The following is a 17988-nucleotide window of genomic DNA, read 5'->3' as shown; positions in this document are numbered from 1 at the left end:
AATGGATCTGTCGACCCGTATTGCACAGCGCCTGGCGGCATTGGATCAGCAAGGCTTGCGCCGCCGGTTGCGGCAGGTCGAGACGGCCTGCGGCCCCAAAGTTCGTGTGAATGAACGCGACATGTTGGCGTTTTGCAGCAATGATTATCTTGGGCTGGCTTCGCATCCCGAGATCATTGCAGCGTTGCAAGAGGGCGCGCAGCGGTACGGGGCGGGAAGTGGCGCATCTCATTTAATCAGTGGTCATTCGCACGCGCATGCCCTGCTCGAGGCGCGTCTGGCGCAACTGTACTCACGTTATTTCGATTCTCCCCGTGCCTTGTATTTGTCTACCGGCTATATGGCGAACCTTGCCGTGATGACTTCTTTGGCACGACTGGAACACGAAACGGTCTTTTTCTCCGAGCGTTTAAACCATGCGTCGATTATCGATGGTTTAAAGCTCGCGCGTGCCAAAACATGTATTTATGAGCACGCTGACGTTACCCATCTGGGCCGGCTGTTGTCCGAAACGCCGGCGGCGATGCGGGTGGTTGTAACAGACAGCGTGTTCAGCATGGACGGCAATCTTGCACCTCTGCGGGAGCTGGCGGAGTTATGTGGGCAATACGATGCGATTTTGGTCGTTGACGATGCACATGGGTTTGGTGTGTTGGGTGAGCACGGGCTGGGGGTGCTTGAAGTCTTGTCTTTGCAGTACGTCAACTTGATTTATATGGGAACGTTGGGCAAGGCCGCCGGGGTATCCGGGGCGTTTGTGGTGGCAAACGAGCAACTTGTTGAATGGATTGTGCAACAAGCGCGTTCCTATATTTATACAACTGCGGCGGCCCCGGCTTTGGCGCATGCGTTGCAAACCAGTCTAGATCTGATCACGGGAACGCAGGGGCGGCAGCGAAGGGCGTCTCTGGCGGCGCATCAGGCCACTCTTAAACAATATTTGCATTTGCAGAAGTGGCAGGCGCCGGAATCCGATACGGCGATTCAGCCCGTTATTATCGGGGGGAATGAATTGGCGTTTCAAGTGGGCTCGTTTCTTTGGAATCAGGGCCTGTGGGTGCCCGCTATTCGGCCTCCCACTGTTCCTGCCGATACTGCACGTTTGCGGATCACCCTTTCAGCTGCGCATACGCGTAACGAGGTCACTCGCCTGGCCCGTGCGGTGGTTCAAGCTGAACAAGAATATGCAACGTAGGGGTAGTTGATTGTGTCTATTTCAAAACACGCTTTCTTTGTAACGGGAACGGACACCGAAATTGGTAAAACGCTGGTTTCGTCGGCCTTGTTGTATTCCTTTGTGCAGGCCGGGCTGCGGGTTGCCGCCATGAAGCCGGTTGCCGCAGGCGTGACATTACACAACGGTGTTCGCGTTAACGAAGATATTGAGTTGCTGCGCGCGCAAGCGAATGTGGCCCTTCCTGAAAATGAAATGACGCCATACCTGTGGGATGAGCCTATTGCCCCCCATATTGCTGCGCAAAAAAATGGTGTTGTCATGCGTGTCGATGTGATCCAGCAGGCTTATAAAGTTGCCGCGCAAAGGGCCGATACGATCATTGTGGAAGGGGTCGGCGGTTTTTGCGTGCCGCTTTCGTCTGAAGCAAACATGGCTGATGTGGTGGTGGCGTTGGGTTTGCCGGTTGTGATGGTGGTTGGATTGCGATTGGGCTGCATTAGTCATGCCTTGTTAACAGCCGAAGCGATTCGCTCGCGCGGCCTGATGCTTGCCGGCTGGGTGGCCAATACCGTTGATCCGGCGATGCCTTATCGCGACGAAAATATTCAAACCTTGCGTGACGCGTTAGCTGCGCCGTGTCTTGGCTGTATCCCGCGTTTTAACGAACCCAGCGCGAAATTGGCGGCCGGTTATCTGGATATAGGTTGCCTAAAGATAGGGTGACGCCAGCCAGATAATTTTATTGCGCAGCTTTTTCACGAAGGGGATGGCTTGAAGCTGATCAAGCGTTAGCCGTTGTGCGTGGCTAATTTCATGGTCGATTTGCGCGGATATCTGTTGGGCGAGGTTGCGATCGTACATTTCAACATCAAGCTCGAAATTTAACCGAAGACTGCGCGGGTCGATATTGGATGATCCAATATAAGACCAGGCATTATCGACCGTGATAAGTTTCGAATGGTTGAACGTGTCCTGATTGAGCCAGACACGGCACCCACTTTTAATCACCTGATCGATCTGGGCCATCATGGCATAACTGACCAGACGCAAATTGTTTTCGCCCGGTAAAACGATATCGACCTGAATACCCCTCCGCGCGGCCGTGGCAATGGCGCCCAGCAAAGTAATGTCGGGCAGGAAATAGGGCGATTGAATACGAATATGGCTTTGGGCGACGGCAAACGCCCCAAGCAGCATGCTGTGATTGCTGCCAATGTTGCGGTCGGGGCCCGAACGGATGCCGCGCGCCGGCACTGAGCCGTTCGTGGTAGCCCATTGTTTGCTGCACCATTCGTCAACCGGCAGTATCTCCCGGGTGGTGAAACGCCAATCGTGCGCGAAAACAGCCATTAACTGGGCCACAATGGGGCCCTCAAAACAAAAATGTGTGTCACGGGTGGCCTTGCTACCGGCAATGGCCTTCACAAACCCTGCGCGAATATTCATGCCGCCGGTGAAGCCAATTTCGCCATCCGCCACCAGAATTTTGCGGTGACTGCGCAAATTGGCATAAGGCATCCGCATGCCCAGCGGGTTGGTCATGAACAGTGCACAAGGAATTTTCTTTTTGCGCAACGTGCGAATCATAGGCGGGCGCGAGTATTTGGAACCTACCGCATCAATAAGCACCCGGATTTGTACCCCGCGATTTTGCGCCCGTTCCAGCGCTTCAGCCAGCTTGATACCTTCACTATCGTGATCGAAGATGTAGCTTTGCAGCACAATACTGTGTCGCGCCTGCTCAATGGCCTTAAGCATCGCCGGGTAGGTTTCGTCTCCGCTTTGCAGCATAGTGGCCCGATTCCCAATTAAAAGTGGAAAGTGGCCGATTGTGTCGCCAAGGATTTTAAGCGATTCGAACTGCGGGGCGGAATACTGCGAGACGCTTGTGATGGTTTGGGTGGTTGAGGCACCATACTCTTTCAGCGCGGCATCGCGTTGCTGGGAAATCTGGTCTTTTCGCACCCGGTTGATGCCCGCAATAATATAGAACAATGCGCCAAAAAACGGGGAAAGAAGAATAACGCCGACCCAACCAATGGCGGCGCGAACATCGGTTTTCGTCATGGCGGCATGAACGGCCGCAACTGCACCAATACACAGGCTGGTAAGAAATGCAATATGGGGCCAGTATGCAGAGAGCAGGGTATCAATAGCAGTCATTAATCTTGTGTATCGCCTGAGATTTCGGGTGTGCGCTGCAAAAGCGGGTTTGAACTTTCCGTGCTGCACAGGCGAAGTATATATAAGTTGGCAATATAGGTTCGAATTTCGTGTTAGAATCTCGATTCTTCGCAGCACGCATTTTGTGTTTTGCGACAGCAGTAAAACCAATGGTGACCGTAGCTCAGTTGGTAGAGTCCCGGATTGTGATTCCGGTTGTCGTGGGTTCGAGCCCCATCGGTCACCCCAGATTTTAAGCGGGTTTCGGGAGTTTTTCCGAAACCCGTTTTGGTGACATGACACCAATTTGGTGACATGGCCTATTCTAAGGCCTGTACTTTCACTACTCTTCGCCGATCATAAACCCGTTTTGTCGTTGCCGGATTTGCATGGGTTTCTGGGTTTCTCTCGGCCTCAACCATGTGAGTAACGTAGTAAGCCCGTAAGTCGTGAAATGTGAATCTTTCACGGCTCTTGTCTTCTTTGAGCCACTTGTGCATTATTTTTGCCCACATCGATTTGAAACCTTGCTCGGTGTAAGGCTGACCTCTGCGATTTGCAAACACGTAGATTGATTTCAATGGGTTTTTGCCCGGACGTTTTATTTCTTCGATATCTCGAAGTAATGACTCCAAGGCCGGGCTCATGGGAATTAAGCCTTTTCTGGTGGCTTGGCTAGCTGTTGATTTAGCGTAGTTGAAGTTAATACCGTCGGGGCCGATGGCATCTTTTCGTAACGACAGAAATTCCGCACGGCGCCGACCAGTTAACGCTGCGAACTTTGCCATACACCCGATTAGTTCAGACCCGGCGCCGCGCGCCTTCGCAATCTTCATGAATGACTTGATTTCATCTGATTCAGGCAGGCGCGAACGCGGTCTTTCAGTATTGCGTCGCACTTCCCTGCAGGGATTTTTCAATGCAAGGCCTTGCTCTATTCCTTCTTGAAAACACGAGGATAGAAACGCGATCTCTCGATTAGCTTGAACAGGCGCCTCTTTGCGCTCCATGCGCAAATATCGGGCTATATGGGGTGGAGTGACATCGTCAACCTGCATTTCACCAAAGACACGCAAAATTTGCTTGCTGTGTCGCAGGTAGTCTTCTTGAGTCCGTTTCCCTTTCTCATAGAACGTTGTGCTCTGTAGGTACGTTTCCACCATCTCTTGAACAGTACCAGTGGTAGGTGCGCGGCGTTCCATTTCGAGAACTTTAAGAATTGCTTCGGCTCGATCATGACCGAGATTAATGTATTTGCGATCATATGTTAGATACCGATAGGTATAACCACCCTTGACGCGCTTTCTGGCATCCATTCGGGGTAATAAGCCCAGTTGCTTATTCTTAGTACGTCTCGCAATCATGGCTTTGTCCAGTTTGGCTCAGCCTTTCTTCTGACTGTGTTGTTGTTCATACCTAGAAGGCGCTGGTCGCGGTATTGACGCAGTACCCGTGGCCATCCATCGGCACCACCGACGACATAAGGCCATTTGTGCCGATCGAGCCAGCGTAATACAGCTGATTTAATTTTATATCCGGTCAGATCTTCGAGTTCTGGGGGGGTTAGATAGGCAGACATAACTTACACTCGATCACAAATGGCTATTGAGCAACAACTATGAGTCGCTCGGCTTTTGTAAGGTGACTATACGTAGCTCTTTAATCGGTGCTCGTACAGATCCAAGGGCCGATAGCAACGGATTAATTTCTGTTTCTGCGAACATGAGTGCTCGTAGATCGCTTCGCGTGATTCGCTTAATTAGGCGCTCAAGTAGACTAGCTTGCTCGGCAGTTTTGAAGATGACATAGACTTGGACGCACTGCTCGTCAGAAATGCCACTTTTATGGGTGGGTACACTATTCACGGGATGATTACCTTGTTAATCAGTGCGAAATACTTAGGGTACGCCGCGCTCAGGGGGTAATGTTGTCGTTGGGAAGTCAGGAATTTGATCACCAGCCGCACCGTTCCAGGACCACCAGTTACCGGGGCCATAAGTTTGGTCATAGTGGGCGATTTTTTCCTTTTTACGAGTCTGATACGCTTCAGTGGCCATACCCCATACTTCCATAGGTACGGGCGCTCCGCGATCCTTGAGCCAGAAGTCTGGAAACACGGCCTCATCGCTATCAAAGCGAAGTGGCTTTTCAAACTTACGGTTTTCAGCCACTAGTTTTTCTGCAACCAGCGACTCAAAGCCAGAATCTACTGGTATCCAGTCTTTAGTCATCCCCATTAATGCCATATCAATGACATCGGCTTGTAGGTGAGCGCCGCTTCGTTTGGGCGGATCGGTTTGAATAACCGCTATGATTGGATTAGCGGCAATCCAAGCATTCATTTCTCGCGAAAATCGGTGTAGTACCGTTGCGCGTAGTTCTTCAGACAAGATTAGGTGGGGAATACCATGAAAACCGGAAATCGGTACCGTGTCGGCGTTTTCTATTCCTTCTTTATATTTTGCAAGTGGTGCAATGACAACCAGTCGACGTCGCTCGTCTGCGGCAGCATGTGCTTTAGCCTGATTCAATCTAGGTTGACTGCCTTCGGCCACAGGTGTGCCGATGAGCAAGTTCTGTGACAGTTTTACCCTACCGGCATAAGTACTCATTGCTATACGCATCAAATGATGATGCACCACGCCCAGTGTGCGCTTGCCCTGCATGGCAGGTGTCCAAGTGTTAAGTCCAGCTTGCGTCCAAAGATAATGAAGTAGACCCAACAAAGTCATGCTGGATTGGCCGGAGCGCGTACTTTTTGATGTTGCCGGCCCATTCGGTGTTACGTCGCTTTCGTCGAGGGCTTTGGTAAGGCGTTGTTGCAAACCGACTTTTAGCTTGATTTTGACGTTGCCGTCGTCCAGTTCTTCGACAACACCGCGCTTGTAGGCACCAAGGCCGGAGGCGTTTGGATCGACGCCGAAGAATATGCAGTCTTCAGCATGCTCAGGTCCAGTGTCTGGAAAGCGGGCAAGGTGAAAGTGATCCGAATTAGATCGGCTGTGAACGGAAAGTCGCTTTTCGCCTTCGCCTAAACACTGGCAGCGCACGACAGCTTTACCGTGAGCCATCATCAGAACCTTTTTCCAGGCCTGGCTAAATTGGGTTTCTGTCTGAAAGGCTGGGCTGTATGTTTGGGTTTGTTCACCCAAGCTAATTTGGACTGGGTAAATACGTTGGTCTTTCATTGCTGCTCGCTTTTACGTTTGAACTGTTGGGCGAACTCCCAGACTTGCTCTCTTACCTGCTCAGACAAAGCTTGATCCTTGCTAAAGTCACCTGAGGCAAGCGGTGTGGATGTATACGTGGTTATTTTTTAATCGTGTAACCCTCAATGCCTGTATTTCGGTGCATTTCGCAAAAAGATGAGCAACTTATAGAAAGCGTTATCCACAGATTGTGGGGATAACTTGGGGTCAGTTACCCACGCCATGTTAGGCGCAGCCACATCAAACTGCCTGTCAAGGACATTGGTTACTACGTTGTGTGCCGCACCGCCGTAAAAACCGGGTCGGCGCCGGTACCCAACCTGAGCACGCCAGCCTTGGCCGCGCATCAAACGCGCTACCCGATGACGACTACATGTCTCGCCCAAGGCACGTAAATCATGATGAACTTTGCGGTATCCATAGACCCGCCCGCTCTCAAACCAGGAGGGTCTGACTAGTGTCAGCAGCCGTTGGTCTTCATGATGTCGTTGGCTATGGGGGTTGCGTAGCCAGGCGTAGTACCCGCTTACGTGAACCTCGAGTACCTGACAGAGCCGGCGCACGGCATAGTGAGTCGAAAGTTGCTGAATAAACGCGTACTTCAGCCGGACTGCTTGGCAAAGTACGCGGCGGCCTTTTTTAGGATGTCTCGCTCCTCGGTCAGACGTTTGACCTCAGCACGCAACCGACGCAATTCTGCGGCCTCGTTCGACTCTTGCTGACGTTGTTCGGCAGGCTTGCCATAGCGCTTGAGCCAGGCATACATGCTGTGGGTCGACACACCCAAACGTTGGGCCACATCGGCCACCGGCCGCTTGTATTCGGTCACCTGCTTGACCGCCTCAAGTTTGAATTCTTCCGTAAATCGGACCGTGCTCATAATCATCTCCTGGGTGAGTATTATGAGGCTAAAAAGTGTCTAGCAAACCCTGGCCGATTCAAGGTTCAGCAAGAAGGCTTAGCTCATTAAGCATTTAGCCAAGAAGCGTTCACTGAAATTGGGATCTTTTGTAAAGAGGCATTTTAAAACGCGACAATGGTTATCGGCTTGATGCTTCTCGATTGTTATTAGGAAAGCCAACAATTTATCTTCACGGGTGATACATTAAGTCAACTTGACGACGACCAAATATTTAGTTCTTGTCTAAGTGGCCGCGCTAATCTGTTGTGTGCTGATATGGGTGTGGATCTACTGTATTAAAGCGGATTTGAAAGACTGTAACTCCGTTAGTAGAAGTTGCTTTTATTTTTCCACCGTGGGCTTGAACAATTGACTTAACGATTGCCAGTCCCAATCCTGCCCCTTCACCATTGCGGCGTCGTGAGGGATCTGGGCGATAAAATCGCTTGAAAAGATGTCCCAGATGTTCGGGCGGAATAGTTGGTCCTGGGTTTGTGATACTCACAGTTACCCCGTCTTTATCCGTCTGTACAACGGCTTGTACGCTATTGCCAGCAGGAGTATATCGAACAGCATTTGAGATTAGATTTGAAAGCGCCCTTCGCAACATGGCCCGATCGGCGGTCACCGTAATTTCTTTGTTACCTGCCACCACAATAGCGACTTGCCGAGCTTCAGACCAAGCTTCAAAGAAGTCTGCTAGTTCCAGCAACTCGTTGACAAGGTATATGTCTGTGAGCTCAGGTTCGATGAGTTGATTGTCGGCCTTCGCCAAAAACAACATGTCACTGACCATCTTGGTCATGCGCTCATACTCTTCCAAGCCTGAGTAGAGTATCTCACGATATTCCGTTGCCGTTCTGGCTTTTGACAAAGCAACCTGCGTTTGGGTCATCAGATTCGTGATGGGGGTGCGCAACTCATGTGCGATGTCACCGCTAAAATTGGACAGACGTTGAAATCCATCTTCCAGACGATCAATCATGTTGTTGAATGCAGCTGCCAGAGGCATTAGTTCCGACGGTACGCCTTGAGTCTCCAAACGAAGATGTAGCTGTTCTGAGGTGATGGCGTTGATCTGGCGACTGATTCGGCGAATGGGGGCATGGCCTTGATGAACAGCAAGCCATGTGGTCACGATGGCGATAAGGCACGCAAGAATTGTTAGCCATCGCAGATACGCGTGAAAACTTTCCAGATAGTGCAGATGAAAGTCGATCTCGGTCGCAAGTGCGATCTTAAGTGGACTCTGGATTTGGCTTGTGGGTGAGATAGCTTCAAAAACAGCGCTTCGATACGTTTGACCGTTGCTTGTCCAAAGACTAACCGTATTGTCGTCGATCACGCGTGTGGGAGGAATGTCGGTGAGAAGCCGAGTAAGGTTCCCGCCGGGTGTAGCATAAATGACTGTTCCATTGGTGTCGGCTACGAGAAATTCGGCGTTGTGATGGCCTGAAATTGCGCTGGAGAAGCGGTTTTTCAAGAACTCAATGGATTCGCCGGCCGCAACAAGCTCAATTGTCGATTCAATTGATTTGCGCGCCGCGTTAAGCTCATCAACGTCTTGATCGACAAAATGATTATTTATTGAACGCTCTATCAGCCATCCAAAGCTAAGTAAAAGCAAGGATATGCCTGCCCCAATGGATATCGTCAGTCTTAGTGTAAGGGAAGGCGTGCCGTGTATCCAAAATTTCATGGATTCTGTTGCTCCGGTATGTCCAGCATGTAGCCCATACCGCGTACCGTGTGGATAAGTTTGGGTTCAAATGCATCATCAATCTTCGCCCTGAGACGACGAACGGCAACATCAATGACATTGGTGTCGCTATCAAAATTCATATCCCACACTTGCGAGGCGATGAGCGATCTTGGTAATACTTCACCTTGTCGGCGTACCAGAAGCTCTAGCAATGCAAATTCCTTGTTCGTGAGGTTAATGCGCACATTACCGCGTATGGCCCGTCGTCGGGGAATATCAAGTATAAGATTTGCAATCTGAATCTGTTCTTGCGCCAAGGTGGCGTTACCACGTCGCAGGAGAGTTCGTACTCGTGCCAGCAATTCGGAAAATACGAATGGCTTGACCAGGTAGTCGTCTGCACCGAGTTCCAATCCTTTCACGCGATCTTCGACGCTGTCTCGAGCGGTAAGGAACAGTACAGGTGTACTGGACTGGGCATCACGCAGGGCCTGAACAATGCGCCAGCCGTCCACATCAGGAAGCATTACATCTAGAACAATAAGATCATAGTGTTCCGTGAGCGCCCGGTGATGTCCGTCCAGGCCCGTATGGACTAAATCAACGAGAAAGCCTGACTCTACTAATCCTTGACGAAGATACTCGCCTGTTTTTAATTCGTCCTCAACAACTAATAATTTCATAACGTGTAATCCAAGCGGTTGCATGTCAGGTGACCGTTATCCCCGAGATATGAAGCCAACTGAATATAACTCTACTTTAACGTGGCGAACATGTCAGAAACATTGCGATTGTATGACTAGAGTATAATGAAACTAGCCATCTGAAAATCATTACTTAAATGTAATTCCAACGTCATGTCGTCGACAGGTGTAGGGCATTACAGTAAGCGAAAGGCCTATATATTTGGATCCCGTTTTTGGAGGCCGCGTATTTTGTGGACGGAGGTTGTCATGAAGTGTTCGATGAAAACTATGCTGAAAGTTGGTTTTGGAGTGCTGCTCTCGCTCGGTGCTTTGTACCTTGCTTTTCCGGCATTCCGGGAGGTGCTTTTAGCAATCGCACCATTTCTGTTGTTTCTTATTTGTCCCTTATCGATGTTTTTAATGATGAAAGGCATGAGTTCCCAAGATCACAAAACAACGGGTCAAACGACATCGGCTCGCCCGGGTGACACTCCAAAGCGTGTTGTTGATGAACCAATTGAAAGCAACTGATAAAAGACAGGGGCCATTTCAAAAGTCGTTCGGGTTTTCTGACAGCAGTTCAATTTGCATTACACAAATGTAATTCAAGCGTCACTCTGGTGACAGCTGCATACCGCTAAAGTTTAATTCTCAACTTTAGCTCAGCGGTTTACCCGCCGTAGCGTTTTTCATCAATTTTTTCAGAAGGATATTTTCACGTGAGACGTTCGTTATCAACAATCTCTCCGCGTATGCCACGGCGCCGGTTCGTTCAGGGCCTCGCTGCCGGCGGTGTCATGTTGGGTTTATCGCCGTTTGCGCATGCCGCGGGTGCCATTTCAGAGCGTACACGCACAGGAGCGGCCCCGGTGCTTACTGGCACAGAGTTCAACTTGGAAGTGGGGCAATCGCCTGTGAATTTTACGGGTAATCCGCGAATGGCAGTCACGATCAATGGCTCTCTTCCTGCTCCTACTTTGCGCTGGCGCGAAGGCGATACGGTGACTATCCGGGTCAAAAATACCCTGAAAGAAGATACGTCGATTCACTGGCATGGCATTATTTTGCCTTATCAGATGGATGGTGTGCCTGGCATCAGCTTTCCGGGCATTGCGCCGGGCGAGACTTTTGTTTACCAGTTTAAGCTCGAGCAAAGTGGCACCTACTGGTATCACTCCCATTCCGGTATGCAGGAAGCCCAGGGAATGTACGGCGCTATTATCGTTGAGCCGCGAGATACCGACCCTATTCGTGTTGATCGTGATTATATTATTCAGCTTTCTGACTGGACAGACGAAAGCCCGATGCGGGTTCTTTCGAAGTTAAAAGCCCAGGGCGACTATTACAACTATAACAAGCCAACGGTTGTGGATTTCTTTCGTGATGTTTCCGAAATGGGAATGAGCGCGGCGCTGGACAAACGCCAGATGTGGAACGAAATGCGTATGAACCCGACAGACCTGGCTGATCTGTCGGCAGATGTATTAACGTACTTGATGAATGGAACGACACCAGCTGGCAACTGGACGGGGTTGTTCCGGCCAGGCGAACGCGTACGCTTGCGTTTTGTGAATGGTGCGGCCAACACGTTTTACGATGTCCGGATTCCCGGCTTGAAAATGACGGTGGTGCAAGCCGATGGCCAGAACGTTGAGCCGGTTACCGTGGACGAATTCCGGTTTGGGCCCGGACAAACCTACGATGTAGTAGTGCAACCCAAAGACGACGCTTACACGGTGTTTGCCCAGTCGATGGATCGCACCGGCTATGCCCGGGGAACGCTGGCGGTTCGTGAGGGCTTGCAGGCGCCGATTCCGGCACTTGATCCGGCACAATGGCTGACCATGACTGACATGATGGGCGATATGGGAGGCATGGATCATGGTGCGATGGATCATGGTGCGATGGATCATGGCAGTATGGGCCAAGTCCCAATGGGTCATGGTGAAATGAATCATGCCTCTTCCAGTTCCAAACCATCGGGAATGGATCATGGTGCGATGGGACATGGCTCGTCTTCTGCCGGACCAAGCAAGACCGTGCGTCATGCGCGCACCGAGTACGGCGCCAGCATTGATATGCGGGTGGACACACCACGTATGAATCTGGACGATCCTGGCATTGGCTTGAGAAACAACGGTCGTAAGGTCTTAACCCTGGCCGATTTGCATACGGTTGGCGGCCCTATGGATCCGCGCGGTGCTGAGCGGGAAATTGAACTGCATCTGACCGGCAATATGGAACGCTACAGCTGGTCGTTCGACGGCCTGGAGTTTGGGCAGTCAACGCCTGTGCATTTTCGTTATGGTGAGCGGGTTCGGGTGATTCTTCACAACGACACCATGATGACACATCCCATGCATTTACACGGCGTATGGAGTGAGCTAGAAACTCCCGATGGCAACTTCCAGGCACGCTTGCACACGATTCCTGTGCAACCTGCCCAACGTATCAGTTTTTTGGTAACGGCTGACGCATTGGGCCGTTGGGCCTGGCATTGTCATCTTATGTTCCACATGGATATGGGTATGTTCCGTGAAGTGGTGATTGCATGACTACAACAAAACAACGAAAGGATACTTTGATAATGAAAACAGGACTCAAGAAAATAGTCTTTGGCCTGGTTGTCGTGTTGGTCTTGCCTTTCGCTGCGCAAGGACAAACTCAAGACTCCCATGCCGGCCACAGTTCGTCGTCTCAGGCTGATACGACGCGCGATCCGGCAACCGAAATGACGCCAATGGATCATGGTGACATGAAAATGCAGGGCGGTTCGCCTCCCGCTGATGCACGGGATCCAAATGCCTACTCCGGGGGCTTTAAGCGCAACGAGGGTCAGTATGCGCTGGATCCGCGCTACCGCTTGAAGATGTCAGATGAACACTTGTTCGCCAGCTTGTGGATGGATAACCTGGAATATGTCAGAGCGCGTGGACAGGAATGGGGCGCCTACGAGGGACAGGCCTGGATAGGCAGTACATTCAACCGGCTTGTACTTAAAGGTGAAGGTGAGTTTAAAGATGGAAAAATACAGGAATCACGTACAGAGGTGCTGTGGGGCCACGCAATAAGTACATTTTGGGATACCCAAATGGGCGGCAGGTTCGATTACGGTCGGGGCGAGCCTTCTCGACAATGGTTGGCTCTTGGCGTTCAGGGGCTTGCTCCCTATTGGTTTGAGCTCGATGCAACAGCTTATTTGGGTTCTGAAGGCAGGACGGCCTTGCGCTTCAGCGCGGAGTACAACTTGCTTTTAACGCAGAAGCTGTACCTTCAGCCAGCTATGGAAGTGAATTTTTATGGCAAGGATGACCCAGAACGAGATATTGGACGGGGGTTTTCGGATGGCACAGTGGGTTTGCGGTTGAAGTACGAGATAACCCGTCAGTTTGTGCCTTATATAGGGGTGGAATGGTCAAGCAAATTTGGGAAAACAGCCGACATAGCTGAAGAAGCTGGTGGTGCCAAGCAAGAAACGCGTTTTGTCGCCGGTGTTGGTTTCTGGTTCTGATGTTAATTCAATGAGGATAGATAGCATGAAAAAGTACGTATTAGCGCTGGTTTTAAGTGTTGCACCTTTGTTGACATTGGCTGCAGGTGAGCATTCGGGCGGTCACACCATGGATGGTAATGACATGCCGGGGCACAGTATGGAAGGGCATGACATGTCAAGTATGTCGAGTGTCGGTAAACCGGGCGATCCGGGTAAGGTGGATCGCACGGTGGAGGTGGTCATGAATGATTCCATGCGTTTTGAGCCGGCTTTGATTGAAGTAAAAAAGGGCGAAACTATTCGTTTTTTTGTCAAGAACGCAGGAAAAATTCCTCACGAAATGGTGATTGGTTCAATAGATGATTTGAAGGCGCACGCTGAAGAAATGCGGAATATGTCTGATATGAAGCATGCCGAGCCCAACATGATTACTTTGAACGGTGGTCAACGAGGGGGGTTGGTATGGACTTTTGATCAGGCAGGCACTGTTGATTTTGCTTGCCTGATTCCCGGCCATATGGAGGCAGGCATGATGGGTAAAGTCGAAGTCAACTGACGGTAGGCGACTGGCGTGCTGAAAACCCGGCGTATTCCATTATTGTTTGTGATGTTGGTGGTCTTGCTGGTAATAGCTTTTTACTTGACTACTTTGGCGCGCAGTGATGGCTTTATCGATCCGTTCGCTGATCAGGGGCGACTTCTGCAGGGAAAGACGGTGTACACCGCAAATTGTGCTGCATGTCACGGGGCTAATCTGGAAGGTCAGGCGAACTGGAGGGAGCGGCTTGATAATGGCCGCTTGCCTGCCCCTCCCCATGACAAAACTGGGCATACGTGGCACCACCCTGACAGGCTGTTAGTCGATATGGTGAAACACGGATTGGTGCCTGGCCGTACCGCCCCGCCAGGCTATGAAAGTGACATGCCAGCCTATGGCGGGTTGTTGACAGACGAGGAAATAGTTGCGGTCATTGCATATATTAAGAGCACATGGCCGCCAAGAGTATTAGAGGCACAAAAAGAAGTCACGCTCAGAAACAGCAAGTGATTTGTGCCTCTGTGAAAAGATAAGGATATGCATGAAAAGATGGATTCTCCTTGCCGCAATACTGTCGGCAAATTCAGCGGTGAGTGCTGGGGTTGAGAGTATTACGGTTTATCAGAATCCGAACTGTGGGTGTTGTTCTGGATGGTCAGATTACATGAAGTCTTCGGGCTTCAATGTCACAACTATCAAGACTGCAGACGTCGCCTCACATAAGGTTCGGTTGGGTGTTCCAGAAAAGTTAAGTTCTTGTCATACCGCTATTCTGGCAACGTCGGGGCAAATTATTGAAGGGCATGTTCCAATTGCCGCCGTCAAAAAGCTTCTTGCCATGCCTGAAATAGAAGGGGTGTCTGCTCCGGGTATGCCTATCAATTCGCCGGGCATGGGAGCACTAGATGGAAATTTAGTAACAGTAGACTTTAAGGGACGGAAATTTTCTCGTGATTAAGCCTGCTGCTAGTCAAATGTCTTTATCCGCAGAGCTGGACGACAATGCTCATGAAGTTTTGGTGAGTGTCATCGTTCCGGTTTACAACGAGGCCCCGGTACTCGATGCATTTCATGCACGATTAAGCTCAACGCTAAATCAGTTAGAGGGAATGCAGAGCGAAGTTCTGTACATTGATGATGGCAGCACGGACGAGTCTTTTGCAAAATTAGAAGCCATTCATTCTCATGATGTACGTGTAGGGCTTGTGCGACTTAGTCGAAATTTTGGTAAAGAAAGTGCTCTGAGTGCCGGTCTGGATCTTGCAAGAGGGCAAGCAGTGGTGGTTATTGATGCTGATTTGCAAGACCCTCCTGAACTGATTATAGACATGATGAACGTCTGGCGAGAGGGGGCTGATGTTGTCAATATGCGGCGGATCAGCCGCGAGGGAGAAACGCTCTTCAAGCGGTTTACTGCTCATTTTTTTTATCGAGTAATGAATCGACTGAGTGATGTTCCGGTTGCCCAAGATGTAGGTGATTTCCGGCTATTAAGCCGACGTGCAGTTGATGCATTAAACACTTTGCCTGAGCGCTGCCGGTTTATGAAAGGGTTGTATGCGTGGATTGGTTTCCATCAAGTTACGTTGAACTATTTTCGTGAGCCGCGTCACGCAGGAATTACCAAGTGGAAATATTGGAAACTATGGAATTACGCTTTGGATGGCATCACCTCTTTTTCCACAGGACCTTTGAAAGTTTCAATGTATCTGGGCTTGGTTAGTTCTTTAGCGGCTTTCTTTAGCGGTGTCTACTTTATGGTTAAAGCCATAGTCTATGGCGATCCTGTGCCAGGATTTCCTACGCTGATTGTCGCCGTTTTGTTTTTGGGTGGGTTGCAACTCGTGGCAGTTGGCATTGTGGGTGAGTATGTCGGTCGTCTTTTCCATGAAACCAAGGCACGCCCCAAATATATCTTGGATCAGGTTAAGGCGCCACAAGAGCAGAAATAATCATTGTATTTCTGATGGACCACATCAGCTATTAAGCGCACTCATATTCACTACAAGAGCATGCTGCTACGTGGTTCTCGTGCGTTGAAGGGTTCCTTTTTGTATTAAAAATATATGAAAATTCTTATCACCAATTTTCACCGGGGCGATGGCGGAGGTCACACTACATACATTACTGCGTTGGTGATGGCCTTTAAAGAAAAGCACGATATAACCGTTATTGCCCCAAAGACCAGTCGTTTATATCAAACTCTTTCCGTATTTTCTGGCGTCCGTTTTATCGCTCACGATTTTAAAGGTGCCTTGTTAAAAACTTTAGGTGATGTTGTTAGTTTTCGTGCCTTACTTCGTAGAGAGAACTTTGATGTCGTGCATGTAAATGGTTCCGTTGATCACCGATTGTGTTTTTTGGCTGCTGTGACTCTTGGTTCGAGGCGCCCTGCCATCGTTTTTACAAAGCATAATGATAAAGAAATGAATAGTTTAGGTGTTTGGATAAGAGCTCGTTTTGGTACAACGAAAGTAATTTGTGTATGCGACAATAGCAAGCGTAAGTTGGGAAAAAGCCCATTCTCGCAATGTGACATAACTAGAATATATAACGGTGTTGATGTGGATAGATTTAGTCCTCCTAGCGCAGACGAAGTGGAACGTAATCGTGCTCATTGGATTGGCTCGACGCATTCAGGAAAGCTGGTTATAGGCAGTAATGCCGGGACGGCAGAATATAAGCGTTGGATGGACATGGTAGAGGCAGTAGCCATGTTGCCTCACAATTTACGTAGGCAAGTCGTTGTTATGGTCGCAGGTCTGTTACCCCCAAAGTCTGATTTGGCCAAAGTTCATCAGCTTGGTATGGGACAAAATGTAGTATTTACAGGTTTGTTGCAGGACGTTTACCCCTTTATTACTACTTTGGATATAGGTTTCGTACTCTCTTCTGGAGTGGAGACGATATCGTTTGCTTGTCGGGAAATGATGAGTACGGGTGTTCCGGTTATTGTTAGTAATTCTGGTGGGTTGGCAGAGAATGTCGAACATGGTGTAGATGGTTGGATTGTGCCTGTTAAAAGTCCAGAGGCCGTTTCATCTATTTTGAAGCGTGTGTTAATGAATCGATACAGTTTGATTCCGATGCGTCTTGCTGCTCGACATAGGGCTGTTTCAAGTTTTTCCCTACGTGATTTTGTATCAAATACAGAATCGGTGTATCTGGATGCCAGAAACGCAGCATTGAATGCTGCTGGGAACTAAATTGGGATGGTTCTGTCTTAGATGCGTAACCTCATTGTTGAGGCCATTTCTAGTACTTGATGTCAAGATGACTGCAACCTGCCGCCATATCTTTTCTGCTCTGATTTCACTACTTCTTATGGTGAGCGGGCCAACTTTGGCTATTTCGAAAGTCGCGAAAGAGCAAACGAGTTCCGCAGTGACAACAAATTGTGATTCCTTAAAGTCAACTCAAGCTAAAGGTGCCAGCTCATTCCTTGAAGCTGGAAATAATTGCATTGTCGTTGCGGATATGAGCTGTCCCGGCCCGAGCGGGACAAATAATTGCAATACCAGCTTCAATTTTGTTTTCTTGCCAGCAGGTTCTGGTAATTTGGCAAGTAGTAGTTCTTGCCTAAGAACCCGCATCCGCGCAATTTTTTACCAGGATCCGTTCTTGGTCTCTCTTTTACCCCCTCCGAAATATCGCTCCTGATTTTTAACTTGGATATTGCTCATCGTGCAAATTCCATTGAAGTTAATTTTTACAACAAGGCCCCGTGCTTTATACGAGCTATCACGGTACCTTAACTGGAGTGAATTAAATGAAAAACTCAAAAATCAAATTAGCTGCTACAGCGCTTTTCCTGGTTGGTTCGATCGGCACTTTCTCGGCCATTGCTCATGAGAGCGAAGGAAAAGGAATGATGTCATCGGAAAGCATGGAGGGAATGGGCAGCATGATGGGGATGATGAACATGATGTCTGACATGTCCCCCGAAGATCGGAAAGCCATGACCGAGGCTTGCATGAAAATGATGCAAAACTACGGTAGCGACACCAGCGCTGGCGCGGAGCATGAAGGTGCCGCTAACGCTAACTAACGACATTGGCAATAACCTGAACTAAAATCACTTGCCCGGGGAGGCTACGGCAACCCCGGGTTTGATAGCGA

17 protein-coding genes, 1 tRNA gene and 1 pseudogene are annotated in these 17988 nt (G+C 49.6%); 12 read left to right on the top strand and 7 right to left on the bottom strand.

All coding sequences use genetic code 11. From position 1 onward, the window contains the following. The first annotated feature begins 1 nt into the window (after position 1). Together bioF and bioD are read left to right on the top strand one after the other, a co-directional pair. Positions 2-1195, top strand: coding sequence for an 8-amino-7-oxononanoate synthase (gene bioF, locus CJO09_RS09810; RefSeq protein WP_119442184.1), 1194 nt, complete (start codon positions 2-4; stop codon positions 1193-1195). 18 nt (positions 1196-1213) lie between these two features. Further along, the gene (gene bioD, locus CJO09_RS09805) at positions 1214-1900 is read left to right on the top strand and encodes a dethiobiotin synthase (RefSeq protein ID WP_114421162.1); all 687 of its coding nucleotides are present in this window, start codon (positions 1214-1216) and stop codon (positions 1898-1900) included. On the opposite strand, the gene cls is transcribed toward bioD, so the two are convergent. Continuing rightward, a complete protein-coding gene (cls, locus tag CJO09_RS09800) occupies positions 1886-3340 on the bottom strand; it encodes a cardiolipin synthase (RefSeq protein WP_114421054.1) in 1455 nt (484 codons plus the stop codon). The two genes, bioD and cls, sit on opposite strands and share 15 nt — an antisense overlap. 173 nt (positions 3341-3513) lie before the next feature. Between cls and CJO09_RS09795 the strand changes: the two genes are divergently transcribed. Beyond that, positions 3514-3589 (top strand) — tRNA-His (locus tag CJO09_RS09795). Positions 3590-3660: 71 nt separating this feature from the next. Here CJO09_RS09795 and CJO09_RS09790 read toward each other — a convergent pair. The 6 genes and pseudogenes from CJO09_RS09790 to CJO09_RS09760 all read right to left on the bottom strand — a co-directional run bounded on the left by CJO09_RS09790 (position 3661) and on the right by CJO09_RS09760 (position 9835). Continuing rightward, entirely contained in the window at positions 3661-4704 is a 1044-nt protein-coding gene (locus CJO09_RS09790) for a tyrosine-type recombinase/integrase (protein WP_114421053.1), read from the bottom strand. Next, positions 4701-4919: a DUF4224 domain-containing protein gene (locus tag CJO09_RS15945; RefSeq protein WP_114421052.1), complete on the bottom strand. Its 219-nt coding sequence runs from the start codon at positions 4917-4919 to the stop codon at positions 4701-4703. The genes CJO09_RS09790 and CJO09_RS15945 overlap by 4 nt, the downstream gene beginning before the upstream one ends. Before the next feature lie 319 nt (positions 4920-5238). Continuing rightward, positions 5239-6528, bottom strand: a complete 1290-nt coding sequence (locus CJO09_RS09780; RefSeq protein WP_119442183.1) for a DUF1173 family protein — start codon at positions 6526-6528, stop codon at positions 5239-5241. A 227-nt stretch (positions 6529-6755) separates the two neighbouring features. Beyond that, positions 6756-7429 (bottom strand): annotated as a pseudogene (locus CJO09_RS15795) (IS3 family transposase); the annotation flags it as partial. A gap of 277 nt (positions 7430-7706) precedes the next feature. Next, positions 7707-9149, bottom strand: a complete 1443-nt coding sequence (locus CJO09_RS09765; RefSeq protein WP_119442181.1) for a heavy metal sensor histidine kinase — start codon at positions 9147-9149, stop codon at positions 7707-7709. Further along, a complete protein-coding gene (locus tag CJO09_RS09760; RefSeq protein WP_119442180.1) occupies positions 9146-9835 on the bottom strand; it encodes a heavy metal response regulator transcription factor in 690 nt (229 codons plus the stop codon). The genes CJO09_RS09765 and CJO09_RS09760 overlap by 4 nt, the downstream gene beginning before the upstream one ends. A 282-nt stretch (positions 9836-10117) precedes the next feature. Here CJO09_RS09760 and CJO09_RS09755 point away from each other — a divergent pair, with 282 nt between their 5' ends. The 9 genes from CJO09_RS09755 to CJO09_RS09715 all read left to right on the top strand — a co-directional run bounded on the left by CJO09_RS09755 (position 10118) and on the right by CJO09_RS09715 (position 17917). Continuing rightward, positions 10118-10369 carry a DUF2933 domain-containing protein gene (locus CJO09_RS09755; RefSeq protein WP_245961286.1) on the top strand — a complete coding sequence of 84 codons (252 nt, stop codon included), beginning with the start codon at positions 10118-10120 and terminating at the stop codon, positions 10367-10369. Between the two features lie 221 nt (positions 10370-10590). Then, the gene (locus CJO09_RS09750; protein WP_179950535.1) at positions 10591-12393 is read left to right on the top strand and encodes a copper resistance system multicopper oxidase; all 1803 of its coding nucleotides are present in this window, start codon (positions 10591-10593) and stop codon (positions 12391-12393) included. Between the two features lie 32 nt (positions 12394-12425). Continuing rightward, positions 12426-13349, top strand: a complete 924-nt coding sequence (locus CJO09_RS09745; protein ID WP_245961285.1) for a copper resistance protein B — start codon at positions 12426-12428, stop codon at positions 13347-13349. Between the two features lie 25 nt (positions 13350-13374). Beyond that, positions 13375-13887, top strand: coding sequence for a cupredoxin domain-containing protein (locus CJO09_RS09740; protein WP_119442176.1), 513 nt, complete (start codon positions 13375-13377; stop codon positions 13885-13887). Between the two features lie 51 nt (positions 13888-13938). Next, positions 13939-14379, top strand: coding sequence for a c-type cytochrome (locus tag CJO09_RS09735; protein ID WP_114421042.1), 441 nt, complete (start codon positions 13939-13941; stop codon positions 14377-14379). Positions 14380-14410: 31 nt separating this feature from the next. Beyond that, a complete protein-coding gene (locus CJO09_RS09730) occupies positions 14411-14827 on the top strand; it encodes a DUF411 domain-containing protein (protein ID WP_119442175.1) in 417 nt (138 codons plus the stop codon). After that, positions 14820-15821, top strand: a complete 1002-nt coding sequence (locus CJO09_RS09725) for a glycosyltransferase family 2 protein (protein ID WP_245961283.1) — start codon at positions 14820-14822, stop codon at positions 15819-15821. Before CJO09_RS09730 ends, CJO09_RS09725 begins: the two co-directional genes overlap by 8 nt. 114 nt (positions 15822-15935) lie before the next feature. Continuing rightward, positions 15936-17075: a glycosyltransferase gene (locus CJO09_RS09720; RefSeq protein WP_119442173.1), complete on the top strand. Its 1140-nt coding sequence runs from the start codon at positions 15936-15938 to the stop codon at positions 17073-17075. A gap of 563 nt (positions 17076-17638) precedes the next feature. Beyond that, positions 17639-17917 (top strand): hypothetical protein, encoded by a 279-nt coding sequence (locus CJO09_RS09715; RefSeq protein WP_119442172.1) that lies wholly within the window; start codon positions 17639-17641, stop codon positions 17915-17917. Positions 17918-17988 lie beyond the last annotated feature (71 nt).

The sequence above is a fragment of the Neopusillimonas maritima genome, from assembly GCF_003576595.1.
GTDB lineage: Bacteria > Pseudomonadota > Gammaproteobacteria > Burkholderiales > Burkholderiaceae_B > Neopusillimonas > Neopusillimonas maritima.
Note: the sequence above shows the minus strand (reverse complement) of the source record. Positions and strands in the feature narration are given on the sequence as shown.